The sequence below is a fragment of the Bradyrhizobium sp. USDA 4510 genome (assembly GCF_054059095.1).
The window spans coordinates 384,475-396,541 of the sequence record NZ_JBSSBT010000001.1 but is presented as its reverse complement, the minus strand read 5'-3'; the positions used below and the strand labels follow the sequence as shown (position 1 = coordinate 396,541).

Annotated in this window: 10 protein-coding genes and 2 pseudogenes; all 12 read right to left on the bottom strand. The window is 57.6% G+C overall.

Features of this window, described 5'->3' with window-relative positions; translation table 11 throughout:
• Positions 1–493: 493 nt before the first annotated feature.
• The 12 genes and pseudogenes from fdxB to sufC all read right to left on the bottom strand — a co-directional run bounded on the left by fdxB (position 494) and on the right by sufC (position 12,027).
• A complete protein-coding gene (gene fdxB, locus ACVMDN_RS01860; RefSeq protein ID WP_069277621.1) occupies positions 494–793 on the bottom strand; it encodes a ferredoxin III, nif-specific in 300 nt (99 codons plus the stop codon).
• 13 nt (positions 794–806) lie between these two features.
• Positions 807–1,007, bottom strand: coding sequence for a CCE_0567 family metalloprotein (locus ACVMDN_RS01855; RefSeq protein WP_069277620.1), 201 nt, complete (start codon positions 1,005–1,007; stop codon positions 807–809).
• 8 nt (positions 1,008–1,015) lie between these two features.
• Positions 1,016–1,487 (bottom strand): annotated as a pseudogene (locus ACVMDN_RS01850) (NifX-associated nitrogen fixation protein).
• A 6-nt stretch (positions 1,488–1,493) separates the two neighbouring features.
• Positions 1,494–1,889: a nitrogen fixation protein NifX gene (nifX, locus tag ACVMDN_RS01845; RefSeq protein ID WP_057018197.1), complete on the bottom strand. Its 396-nt coding sequence runs from the start codon at positions 1,887–1,889 to the stop codon at positions 1,494–1,496.
• Entirely contained in the window at positions 1,886–3,295 is a 1,410-nt protein-coding gene (nifN, locus tag ACVMDN_RS01840; protein WP_069277618.1) for a nitrogenase iron-molybdenum cofactor biosynthesis protein NifN, read from the bottom strand. The genes nifX and nifN overlap by 4 nt, the downstream gene beginning before the upstream one ends.
• Positions 3,296–3,304: 9 nt before the next feature.
• Positions 3,305–4,951 carry a nitrogenase iron-molybdenum cofactor biosynthesis protein NifE gene (gene nifE / locus ACVMDN_RS01835; RefSeq protein WP_069277637.1) on the bottom strand — a complete coding sequence of 549 codons (1,647 nt, stop codon included), beginning with the start codon at positions 4,949–4,951 and terminating at the stop codon, positions 3,305–3,307.
• Between the two features lie 111 nt (positions 4,952–5,062).
• Positions 5,063–6,620 (bottom strand): annotated as a pseudogene (nifK, locus tag ACVMDN_RS01830) (nitrogenase molybdenum-iron protein subunit beta).
• A gap of 89 nt (positions 6,621–6,709) precedes the next feature.
• Positions 6,710–8,212, bottom strand: coding sequence for a nitrogenase molybdenum-iron protein alpha chain (nifD, locus tag ACVMDN_RS01825; RefSeq protein ID WP_069277616.1), 1,503 nt, complete (start codon positions 8,210–8,212; stop codon positions 6,710–6,712).
• 273 nt (positions 8,213–8,485) lie between these two features.
• Entirely contained in the window at positions 8,486–8,623 is a 138-nt protein-coding gene (locus ACVMDN_RS01820; RefSeq protein ID WP_176731332.1) for a hypothetical protein, read from the bottom strand.
• A 65-nt stretch (positions 8,624–8,688) separates the two neighbouring features.
• Positions 8,689–9,936, bottom strand: a complete 1,248-nt coding sequence (locus tag ACVMDN_RS01815; RefSeq protein WP_069277636.1) for a cysteine desulfurase — start codon at positions 9,934–9,936, stop codon at positions 8,689–8,691.
• The gene (gene sufD / locus ACVMDN_RS01810; protein ID WP_069277615.1) at positions 9,936–11,255 is read right to left on the bottom strand and encodes a Fe-S cluster assembly protein SufD; all 1,320 of its coding nucleotides are present in this window, start codon (positions 11,253–11,255) and stop codon (positions 9,936–9,938) included. Before sufD ends, ACVMDN_RS01815 begins: the two co-directional genes overlap by 1 nt.
• Positions 11,256–11,274: 19 nt before the next feature.
• On the bottom strand, positions 11,275–12,027 hold the full coding sequence (gene sufC / locus ACVMDN_RS01805) for a Fe-S cluster assembly ATPase SufC (protein WP_069277614.1): 753 nt from the start codon (positions 12,025–12,027) through the stop codon (positions 11,275–11,277).
• Positions 12,028–12,067: the final 40 nt, after the last annotated feature.

Here is a 12,067-nt window from a genome sequence, read left to right as displayed (position 1 = left end):
GCTAAGCCATCAGCAGCGCATTGCGATTCGACGATATGTTTTCTCCTGTTGAGGAACTGCACTCCTATTGCGCTAGACTGGTCGCGCCTGAGCTGGCTCTCTGCGTCCTGCAGGTCTGATCCGACCGCTAGCACCGTTCCTAGCAAGGGATATTGTCAGCCACCAACGGCCGAGGCTTTGGCCGTGATCACGTCGGTTCGGAGCTAGGGACTAAAGCTAGAGACCAAATAAAGCGCAAGACTCGGTCGGGGACGATCAGGGAAGGGGATCTGTCCACGGTCATACCATGACCAAACGTACACTCCTCCTGATCCCCAACCGAACAAGCGTGCCGCTGCATCGGAAATAGCATTTCGCAATTCGTTACGACCTAAAACGGTTCGCGTTACAGCCACGTTCCGGTCCGATCTTTGTTGCGGTCACTGCTCAGGAAGTTCAACGATGGCTGTATTTTTGACCGCAACGCCCTGCGGGGGAGGGATACGGCGGCGGGTCAGACAGCTTCAGCTTCGGCCGGAACGTGGGTTTGGCAGTTGGCCGGACAAACCCTACTGCAGGCGCCGCAGCCGATGCAGGTGCCCTGATCACTCAGAACCATGACTTTTTTTTCGATCTCATCGTCATTGTCATCGTCGAGATCGACAAGTTCGCCCTCCTCGTTGATTCCTTTCAACGTCATGACGTCCCGACCGCACACTTTGAAACAGCGGCCACAGCCGATGCACTTTTTGCCATCGATCGAGACCAGATAGTCTGGCGTCCAGTCGCGGCCATCGCGCGTTGCAAATGACATGAGTCGAAGCCCTCTAGGTATTTTCCAGCGCCTTCAAATCCAATCTCTTGCGTTCGAGTTCGGCATAGGCATCGTGCGCCTTCTCTGCCACCGCCTTGATCGACGTCCAGTTGATGGGAAGTTCTTCCGAAAGATCGTGCAGATCCATTTTGGCTTGTAATGCTTTGGCCGACAGTTTCTTTAGTTCTGCCTTCAGTGTTTCACGATCGCTCATGAGTGCCCTCAATAGTTCGCCACGTCCGGAAAATTTACGGATCAAGTCGATCCCGCTCCTGCCATATTTGTCTCCCTCCTGTGCGAGCATTGCGAGATTATCGAAACCAAAGCGATGCACATCGCGCAGCTGTTTGTTCACCGCGACCAGCCGACCTCCGATCAGCACCATGCGGCCAAAGCCTTCATGATGCATCTTCAGAATCGGCTGGATCATCACGCCGGTGGCCTTCTCAATCGAGAGTGCAACCGCATTGAAGAACAGCTCCAGCCGCCACAGCGTATCGGGATCAGGATCGCCGACGATCGGCAGCGCACGCCGCTTCTCCTTGTCCAAGATATAGGGTTCGAGCAGGTCGAAATCGCTCTTTGCTTCCCACGCTCCATTGGCATCCTGAGCGCGCCATATCCTGACGAGTTCCTTGAGGAACGGCGCATCAAGGTCGCCACGCGGCTGCTCCATTTCTACGGCCTCGGTCATCTCACCTCATTCGTCGAACTCGAATGTGCGGCGTTGGTCCTTCGCCAAGGCCTTGCGGAGCCAAGGCGGCGGCGTGCCCTTCAGGACGTGCTCGAGCTTTTCGAGCAGCACAAGGATGTTCTCTGGCTTGTTCACTTTGATGGGATGGATATTGTTGGCGACCACCCGCGCGGCGCCGGCACCGCCGATTGCGGCAACGTACAGGATTGCGCAATCCTTGATCGCTTCGATCTTCGGCGCCAACTTATCGTCGTTGCCGTCTTCCTTGAGATCTCCCTCAAACTCAACCGCCTTGAGAAACACGTGTCCGCTTGGCGCGACATCGTAGATAGCGATATTCTTTGCCCAACCAAAATGGGCATCGACCTGTCTTAGGTCTTGTGTGGCGAACGCGACCTTCATGCAATCGACCTCTCAGTCGCTCCCTCGGAGCTGCGGTTGGCGGCCGCCGCTGGCAGTGCGGCCCGACCCCGCCAGCTATCGGGCGTGGGCTGATGATTCTCCTCGCGGTCCGCGATCAGGAGATTGGCGATGTCGAAGATCAGATCGCGCGTACCACGATACCCGATGGATAATTGGTGTCCTGCGCCAAGCCGATCGAACATCGGAAAGCCGGCTCGATAGAACGGAATTTTCAGCCGAGCCGCCGCTTGCCTACCATGCGAATGCGTGATCAACAGGTCGCAACGCCTGGTTTTGGCAAGCTCTTCCAGATCCTCGAGATCGCCAATCAGCACCTCTTCGGTCTTGATCCGCTCGATCACGGCCGACTGCGTAGTCGTCACCGCCACGGCCACCTCCGCACCCATGTCGTGCAGCATACTGGACAGGTCGAACAGCAGGTCGGGCTCCGCCGCGATCGCAAGTTTGCGACCGCCGATATGGAAGTGCGTATCCAGCATTGCATCGGCCAGCTGGCCACGCTGGCGCCGATACTTCGACGGGACGGGGCGACCGCTGATCTCGCTCAAGAAAGTCATCAAGTCGTCGTTCGGATCGAGACCGCACAGCCGTTCGAACAAGCGAATGGGCACGCCAGTTTTGGCCTGCATGACCTCCGCTGCTCGCCGCATTTGCCCGCCGACCGCGATGGTCCATCCGGCACGCCCCATGCTCGCGATTTCGTCGACGCCTATGCCGCCGATGGTCGTTGCCGTAAACTCGTCGGGAATATGCCCATCGAGCGACCCCGCCAGATCAGGCAGGAACGACGGCCGCAACCCAAAATCCTCCAGGATCGTGCGGAGTTCATCAAGGTCACCGGGCGTGAGGTGACATCCTGGAAGAACATTCACCCTCGATGGATCGCGCAGGCCGCTGACGTTTGGCCTTTCCACCAGCAAATCCACAATGCGCGCCACAGCCTTCTCCCAGCCGTCCTGGAACGCACCTTTGAAATCAGGCGTGGAGACATAGACCAGCGGTAATTTCGCGAGCTGCGGATGCTTGTCGCGGATCAGCTTGAGGTAGGCATCCACATCGTCGCCGTTGGTCTCGGTGACGCCCGTCGAGCAGATTCCGATGATTTTTGGCTTGGTCCGGTTATAGATATTGAGTATCGCCTGCTCGAGATTCTCGTAGCCGCCCAGCACGGTCGCGACCTCGCTCATCGCGGTGGTCTGCAGTGGTACAGCTTCCTTGAAATGCCGCACAAAGAGGGTGAGCCCGAAGGAGGTGCAACCTTGTGAGCCGTGCAGAAGCGGCATCGCTCCACTTAGCCCCATGAAGGCAAAAGCGGCGCCGATCGGCTGACTCATCTTCAGCGGGTTAACCGCGCATGCTTTTGTCGGCACCGTGGCAATGGCCATGACACGTCCCTATTCGGCGGCTTGCAGCCCGGCAGGCGGCGAAGACGACAGAACGTCCTCGATGCGTTGCTTGCAGCAACCACCGACTGCATTGGTGTGGCCTCTGACTGCATCGACGCTGCTTAAGCCATGAGCGTAGATCGCATCCTCAATTGTGCCGAGATCGACTGTGTTGCAGAAGCAGATCTTCCTCGCGCGCCGCGCCCCCTCCGTGACTGCCGGATCGCCGGCGACCACGGCCACCGGCGGCTGCATCTGCACCATCGCCTTGGCCAAGGCCTGCCATGGCGCTGGTCGACGTAGCTGCTCCCACATCGGGTTGAAGAGCGACTTATCGATCTCCTCCACCAGCTTGACCATTCCGACATAGCCCATATAGGCGTGGCACCGCTCCTGGTTGATATCGAGCCAAGGCATCGCCGCCTTCAACGCAACGAACTGCGATTTGCCGCCCGAAAGCATGATGTCCGCCTTGGCCTCCTTCAACATCTTGTACATTTCGCGCGGCGTCATATCTTCGATCATGTGGGCATCCTGCCCCATCAGCTGCTTGATGCGTTTCTTGTCCTCCCTCGTCGATTTCTTCACACTGGTTCCGACCAGTTCGAGACCGGCCTGCTGGAGTGCCGCAACAACCGACCAGGACTTGACGCCGCCGGTGATCAACAAAGCCTTCTTGCCCTTGAATCGTGGCTTGTACGGTCCGATCGCGGCCCATGCTCTCGCTTCCTCGCGGGCGATCACAGCTTCGGTGCGTCCAAGCAAATCCTTCGGCGCGCCGCGCTCAACCAACAAGCGGGCAATCTGGCGCAGCGATTCGCTTGAATCCTGGATGCCGTAGAACGAGCCTTCGAAGAACGGAATGCCGTAGCGTTCCTCCATTTTGCGTGCGACGTTGAGCATGGCTTTCGAGCACACCAACATCGCCGCCCGTGCCCGATGGGATGAAGCGACTTCGCGATATTTGGCATCACCCGAGATGCAGGAGAGAATCCGGACTCCAAGCTCATCCAACAGAGGCTTCACTTGCCAGAGCTCTCCGGAGAGATTGTATTCTCCGATGAGGTTGACATCGTACGGTGTGGTGTAGTCCGGCTCTTGCGTTCCGATCACATAGTCGAGTAAGGCCTCGCCGGCGAGTTTGTTACCGAGGTTCTTCGAACCAACGAACCCCGGGGAATTGATCGGGATCACCGGCTTGCCGAACCTTTGAGACGCCGCCTTACAGACCGCGTCGATATCGTCGCCGATCATGGCTGGGATGCAAGTCTGATAGACGAAGACAGCGGGCGGGTCGTGCTTGTCGATGATCTCCTTGATCGCTTTGCAGAGCCGCTTCTCGCCTCCAAATACGATATCGGTTTCGCTCATATCGGTCGTGAATGCGGTGCGCCACAGACTAGAGCCGGAAGACGCCGCGCCGCGATTGTCCCACGAATTGCCTTCGCACGCGATCGGACCATGTACGAGGTGAGCGACGTCGGTAAAGGGCTGCAGCGCAATTTTTGCGCCGTCGAACGCACAGCCGCCCGCAGCGCTGCCAGGCTGCAGCTGTTTGGTGCAGCCCTTTTTGCGCTCAGCCTCCGACTTACTACCATTCTTGGCGCAGCCCGGTTCGTTGAAAATACTCTGGACCCTGGCCGCTAGCGAGCTCATTCTTTTTTCCTTTCGATCGAAATCAAATGCAAGGCCAACCATCATGGCCAACCACATGTCTCTTGCGACATCGCCGAAGTCCTCGGCGATGTCGCAGCGCATTGTCTGCCATCAACGAATGATGTCGAAGCTGTAGTCGGTTTTGCCTAGAACATTTGTTTTCTTGTCGATTTCGTCGAAGATCTTGTCGAGAATCTTCACCAGCACATTCAAGCCGCCCTGATAGCCCCATACAGGGGAGCGGTGATGGTGATGTCGATCGAAAATCGGGAATCCGATGCGAATCAATGGCGTTCCCGTGTCGCGCTCCAGATACTTGCCGTGGGTATTGCCAATCAGAAAGTCAACCGGATCGGTAAACAAGAGCGAACGCATGTGCCAGAGGTCCCGACCCGGATAGGCTTGGCAAGCCTGCCCAAATGGCGAGCTTGCAAACAGCACTTCCATTTTTTCCTGCCACGCCTTGTTGCCGTTGGTGGACAGCACATGAGTCGGTTCGGCACCGAGTTCGAGCAGAAAGGCAGCCAACCCATAGCAGAGATCCGGGTCGCCGTAGATGGCGAACTTCTTGCCATGGATATGCGCGCTGGAGTCCGCGATGGCATCAACCAAGCGGCCACGCTCTCGCGCAAGTTCCTCCGGGATCTCCTTGCCACTGATGCGCGATAACGCCACGAGAAAATCATCGGTTGCGGATACGCCGACCGGGTAATTGAAAGACACAACGTCCTGGCCATGCTGGGATACGAACGGCAGCGTTTTTTCCGTACACCATTGCTGCATGGAGATTGTCGCCTTGGCGTGAACCGCGTTAGCCGCATCTTCCAACGTGGTACCGCCGTCGTACATTCGGAACTCGCCGTCGGTCGGGGTATCGAAAACTTCAGAGTTATCGGCGAGAATCGTGTGCTTAATGTCCATCAATGCCAAGATTCGCTTGATCTCGCGAAGGTTTCCAACGGTATTGCCATCGAAACCGCCGATGATGTTGATTGCCTCGTTTGGCTCGCGCTCCAGCTTCGGCGCTGTTCCTGCCTTTCCGTCCCAAAAATGCTCCAGGATGCCCTTGAGCGCATTGTCATAGCCAGTGACGTGGCTGCCGACGAACGCCGGCGTGTGAGCGAACGGCACGTCGAACTCTGCCGGAACCGAGCCCTTTTCCTTCGATGTCTTGATGAAGGCGTTGAGGTCATCGCCGATCACCTCAGCCATGCATGTCGTCGAGACCGCAATCATCTTTGGCTTGTACATGTTGTAGCTGTTGGCGAGCCCGTCGATCATGTTGTTCAGCCCGCCGAATACAGCGGCGTCTTCCGTCATAGATGAAGACACGCAGGAGCTCGGCTCCTTGAAGTGCCGCGACAGATGGCTGCGGTAGTAGGCCACGCAGCCTTGCGAGCCGTGGACGAAAGGCAGCGTACCCTCAAAACCAACCGAGACGAATACGGCCCCAAGCGGCTGGCAGGCCTTGGCCGGATTTACCGTGAGCGCCTCCCGCGCAAAATTCTTCTCGCGGTATTCAGCCGTCTTGGTCCATTCCTTGATACGTTCGACCTCGCCAGGATCGCGGGGATTTTCGAACATCTTCCTTGTCGGCCAGCATTTTTTGGTATTCTGGACCACGGAACAGTTCGACATGATCGAGTACATGTTCTGCACTCTGCGCCATTGTTAAGATCCTTTACTATCGAAATTGATGTCGCCCCAACTCTCCCCAGAGAGCGGGATCGGTTGCTCTACTCTGGAACCAAGTGCTTTTTATTCTGCAGCCAAGAGCTTCGGCTTCGCAGCTCCCTTCCAGGGAGCCTTCATCTTCTTCCAGATCGGCGAGTTGACCGCCATGTCCATGTCCCGCGCGAAGATCGCAAAGCCGTCATAGCCGTGGTATGGGCCAGAATAGTCCCAGGAATGCATCTGCCGGAACGGGACACCCATCTTTTGGAAAACGTATTTCTCCTTGATGCCCGATCCAACCAGATCGGGCTGGAGCTTTTCGACGAAGCGCTCGAACTCATAGCCATTGACGTCGTCGTAGATGAGCGTGCTGTCCTTGACGTAATGTTGAGCGGTGCGCTGATAGTCGTCGTTGTGGCCGAACTCGTATCCGGTGCCCACGACTTCCATGCCGAGATCCTCGTACGCGCCAATCACATGACGCGGACGAAGCCCGCCGACGTACAGCATCACCGTCTTGCCCTCTAGGCGGGGGCGATATTTCGCGATCACAGCGTTCACCAGCGGTAGGTATTTTTCAATCACCCGCTCGGCGCCTTCCTTGATCCTGTCGTCGAAATAGCCCGCAATCTTGCGCAGCGATTCTGCGATCTTTGACGGTCCGAAGAAGTTATACTCGCACCAGGGAATACCGAATTTCTCTTCCATGTGGCGGGAGATGTAGTTCATGGAACGGTAGCAATGCAGAATATTGAGCTTTGCCTTCGGCGTCGCTTCGAGCTCAGCGAGTGAACCATCGCCGGACCACTGCGCAATCACCCTCAGGCCCATTTCCTCCAGCAGAATTCGCGACGACCAGGCGTCGCCGCCGATATTGTAGTCTCCGATGATCGCAACATCGTACGGTGTCGATTCGAACTTTGGTTTGTCGTCGGTCTCGAGCTTGTCGAAAATCCAATCGCGCACCGCGTCGTTGGCAATGTGGTGGCCAAGCGATTGCGACACGCCGCGAAAGCCCTCACAGCGGACGGGCACGATGGTCTTGCCGCCGTATTCCTTGGATTTTGCTCTAGATACGGCCTCGATGTCGTCCCCGATCAGTCCGATTGGGCATTCCGATTGGATTGTGATGCCGTTGTTAAGCGGAAACAGCTCTTGGATTTCGTCAAGGATTTTGATCAGTTTCTTGTCGCCACCAAATACGATGTCCTTTTCCTGGAAGTCGGAGGTGAATTGCAGGGTCACGAAACTATCGACGCCCGTTGTGCCAACGTAATAGTTACGACGCGAGCCCCACGAATACTGGCCGCAGCCAACCGGGCCATGGCTGATATGGACCATATCTTTGATCGGTCCCCAGACCACCCCCTTGGATCCTGCATAGGCACAACCTCTGATCGTCATCACGCCGGGTATTGATTTGATGTTGGACTTGACCCCGCAGTCGGACTTGCCGGCCTGGTGAACGTTGAGGTGCTTGGCGCGCCGTTTCGCGGTCTTCTCCGGATAGACTTTCAGCACCTCCTCGATCAGCTCTTTGTTGCGAGCCTTGATTTCTGCAATGCTCTGGGTCGTAGCGAGACTCATGCTTATGTCCTTCAAGGGTTAGCTGTTGGAGAGCGGCTTGCTGTCCAAGACTTTTGCAACGAGCATGCCAGCCCGTCGCGTGCGCAAAAACTGGAGTAAATAAAAGCGGTTAGCGCACTTCGCCCCGTGGGGCTGATTGTTGTTGCGAACGCGACATCGCACTTTGCACGGAGACTTCTTCGTTAGGCCTGTTCGAAATGGAACAAGTGCCGGTTATGCGCGAAATTGCGTCGCACAACTCTGGAAGGCACGAAGTGCCGCCGACTGCAGTACCTAGCGATCACGCTCGCCGGGACAGCCGCTAACACGGAAAACAGGCAGGCTGAGCGGCTCCGGCTTGCCAATACTATCCATGTCTGCAGAGACTACAGAAGCTTTACGCTCAGCAATGACGATGACGTCCTTGTGCATGACGTCATCGCTCCCGATGATCGACGCAAGCCGCCTGGTCGCCTAGACGTGGCACGCTCGCCGGTTCACGATAATAGCTGCCGCGCCTTGATCAGCGCGCCCACGAGCGTATCAATCTCTTCGTATGTGTTATAGAGGCCGAAGGACGCACGGCATGTCGCCAGAACGCCGAAGCGCTTGAGCAGCGGCATCGCGCAATGGGCCCCCGCCCGCACCGCTACACCTGCGCGGTCGACAACGGTGGCAATATCATGCGCATGCGCCCCCTTCATATCAAAGGAGATAATTGGTCCCTTATCGGCCGGTGTCCCGATCATGCGCAGGGAGTTGATGTCCCCCAGCTGCTGCTGTGCGTAGGCAAGCAACGCACTCTCGTGCTCGCGGATCTGCTCCTTGCCTATGGAATTGATGTAATCCACAGCCGCTCCGAAACCGACCGCCTCAACGATCGGTGGCGTACCCGCCTCGAACCGGTGCGGCGGATCACCATAGATGACGCCGGCACGTGACACCTCACGGATCATCTCGCCGCCCCCATTGAAGGGTGGCATCAACGCCAGATGCTCAGATTTGCCGTAAAGCACTCCGATACCCGTCGGACCATAGAGTTTGTGGCCCGTCATCACATAAAAATCGCAATCGATATCGCAGACGTCGGCGTTCAGATGGACGCCCCCTTGCGAACCATCGATCAGCACCGGGATACCACGCGCGTGGGCGATACTCACCACATCCTTCACCGGCACAACGGTCCCGAGAACGTTCGACATCTGCGTGATGGCAACCATCTTGGTGCGTCGCGTCAGGAGCTGCTCGAATGCATCGAGCAGGAAGTTGCCGTCATCATCGACTGGCGCCCATTTGATCACTGCACCGTTCCGTTCCCTGAGAAAGTGCCACGGCACGATGTTGGAATGGTGTTCCATCATCGAGAGAATGATCTCATCCCCTGGAGTGACGCGTTCACGGCCGAAGGTCTGGGCGACCAGATTGATTGCTTCGGTAGCGCTGCGGGTGAAGATGATCTCTTCGTTTAGACGGGCGTTTACAAATCGCGCCAGCTTGGCACGGGCACCTTCATACGCCTCGGTCGCCGCGTTAGCGAGGTAGTGCAAACCGCGATGCACGTTGGCATATTCGCTGGAGTACGCCTGCATCATACGGTCAAGTACCGCCTTAGGCTTCTGCGCCGAGGCGGCATTGTCGAGATAGACCAGCGGTCTTCCATAAACTGTCATGCTCAGCGCAGGAAAGTCCGTACGCAGACGGTCAACCTCGTACCGGCCATTGTTCATCGCGGGATGCACGCTCATCACCGCGCCTGCAACCAGTGTTCAGCTTGCGCGGTCACAAAATCGCGCAGATCCTCGGTACCGATTTCCTCAATCACCTCACCCAGGAATGCTCTGATCAGCAACGCCTGCGCCTCCTTCTCGGATAGACCGCGAGCGCGCAGATAAAATACGAGAGTGTCATCCAGCGCGCCTGATGTCGATCCGTGGCCGCAAGTCACGTCGTCGGCCACGATTTCAAGTTCGGGCTTGTTGTCGGCGCCGGCCTCGTCAGACAGAAGCAGCGCTCGCATCGTCAGCGTGGCGTCCGTCTTCTGCGCGGCAGGGCGCACGACAATCCGGCCTTGGAACACCGAATGGCCGCAATCATCTATAACCGCACGGAACTTCTCCCGGCTGGCGCAGTGGGGCACAGCGTGCTCGACGACGATTGTTGTGTCGACGTGCTGCTTGTGCCTGATGAGATTGCCCCCGTTCGCCGAGAGCTTGGATCCCTCGCCGGCTAGCGTGATGAATCCCTGATAGCGACTGACCGAGCCGCCGCAGATCATGCCGAAGAGATCAAGCCTCGCCCTGGCGCCGACCGCGATGATCCCCGACGAGATATTCACCGCGTCAGCAGCATCGGCTGCCAGTCGGATATGCGAAAAGCGCGCCTCCTCACTAATCAGGGCGATTGTCGCATCGTTAGTCTGATAGCCGCTCGCGCCTTCGTTCGAGACGAAGCTTTCCAGCACGACCGCTTCTGCGCCTTGGCCGAGATGCAGATAGGAACGCGTGAAGTTGGACGCCCACGATCCGGTCGCGACGTGAACGATCTGTATCGGACGCTTTACCGCTTTGCCCTCAGCGATGGTAATCACCAAGCCATCGGTCGCCATTGCCGCGTTGAGCGAGATCATCGCATCAGTCGTCGTCGAGAGTATCAGCCCGGCCATCGCGCTGTCGGCGGAATTCTCCAGGACCTCTCGGAGCGACCGCACATCGACCCCATTTTCCAGCCTACCTACGTCGGATAGTTCGGGAGCGAATATGCCATCTACCAAGACGAGCTTGACCGCCTGCTCGACTGCCGCTCGCTTAACTGACGTCCTTGCGTGCACGAGTGCAGCCGCATTCGGTTGCGGAGCGAGTGGCTGGACCTCGCCAATCAGGCCGCGCAGATCGGTGTATTTCCAAGCCTCAATGCGCCGATGCGGGAGGCCGGCGCGCTGGTAGGTCTCAAATGCCCTTGCACGGATATGAGCGACGGGCCCGGAGCCAGGCAGCCGTCCATGCGCCGCGGCGAAGACATTGTCCATTGTGCGCCCAGCGGCGGCTTTGACTACAACCTGATTCATCTGGAAACCCTTTGAGCCGTCACGCCACGTCCTCGAATTGGGCGTAGCCAGAAGCCTCAAGCTCCAGTGCGAGTTCCTTGCCGCCGCTCTTTCTTACTCGCCCTTTCGACATCACGTGGACAACGTCCGGCACGATGTAGTCGAGAAGCCGCCGATAGTGGGTGATCACGATCATCGCTCGTTGCGGCGAACGCAACGCGTTGATGCCGCCCGCGACAATCCGCAGTGCATCGATGTCGAGACCGGAATCGATCTCGTCCAGGATGCACAGGCTCGGGTCGAACAGCGCCATCTGCAAAATCTCGTTGCGCTTCTTCTCACCGCCGGAAAATCCGGCATTGAGGCCGCGCTTGAGCATGCCTTGCGGGATGTTGAGCGACTTAGCGACCTCGCGGACTCGTTTCGTAAAATCAGGAGTGGAGAATTCCTTTTGTGCGCGCGCCTTGCGCTGGGCGTTTAGCGCCGCGCGCAGGAAGTTCATGGTGGTTACGCCAGGGATTTCCACCGGATACTGGAAGGCAAGAAATACGCCCTTGGCAGCGCGCTCGTCTGCTTCCATCGCGAGCAGGTCGTCATCCTTGAATAGGATTTGGCCAGCGATCACCTGATAGCCGGGTTTGCCGGAGATAACGTGGCTAAGCGTAGACTTTCCGGAGCCGTTCGGCCCCATGATAGCATGCACTTCACCCGCATTGACCGTAAGATCGAGGCCGCGAAGAATTTCGCAGCCCTCGATACCGGCATGCAAATCTCGGACTTCAAGTAGCGCCATTGTGATCTGATCCTGAAATGCGTGATCCGGAACGCGCGCC

Excerpts from the sequence above, each read along its gene's own strand:
- ACVMDN_RS01815 (WP_069277636.1), bottom strand. The coding sequence starts at position 9,936 with ATGAGCGTGCATCCCGCGATGAACAATGGCCGGTACGAGGTTGACCGT.
- sufC (WP_069277614.1), bottom strand. The coding sequence starts at position 12,027 with ATGGCGCTACTTGAAGTCCGAGATTTGCATGCCGGTATCGAGGGCTGC.
- ACVMDN_RS01820 (WP_176731332.1), bottom strand. The coding sequence starts at position 8,623 with ATGCACAAGGACGTCATCGTCATTGCTGAGCGTAAAGCTTCTGTAGTC.
- nifD (WP_069277616.1), bottom strand. The coding sequence starts at position 8,212 with ATGAGTCTCGCTACGACCCAGAGCATTGCAGAAATCAAGGCTCGCAAC.
- nifN (WP_069277618.1), bottom strand. The coding sequence starts at position 3,295 with ATGGCCATTGCCACGGTGCCGACAAAAGCATGCGCGGTTAACCCGCTG.
- nifX (WP_057018197.1), bottom strand. The coding sequence starts at position 1,889 with ATGAAGGTCGCGTTCGCCACACAAGACCTAAGACAGGTCGATGCCCAT.
- nifE (WP_069277637.1), bottom strand. The coding sequence starts at position 4,951 with ATGAGCTCGCTAGCGGCCAGGGTCCAGAGTATTTTCAACGAACCGGGC.
- sufD (WP_069277615.1), bottom strand. The coding sequence starts at position 11,255 with ATGAATCAGGTTGTAGTCAAAGCCGCCGCTGGGCGCACAATGGACAAT.
- fdxB (WP_069277621.1), bottom strand. The coding sequence starts at position 793 with ATGTCATTTGCAACGCGCGATGGCCGCGACTGGACGCCAGACTATCTG.
- ACVMDN_RS01855 (WP_069277620.1), bottom strand. The coding sequence starts at position 1,007 with ATGAGCGATCGTGAAACACTGAAGGCAGAACTAAAGAAACTGTCGGCC.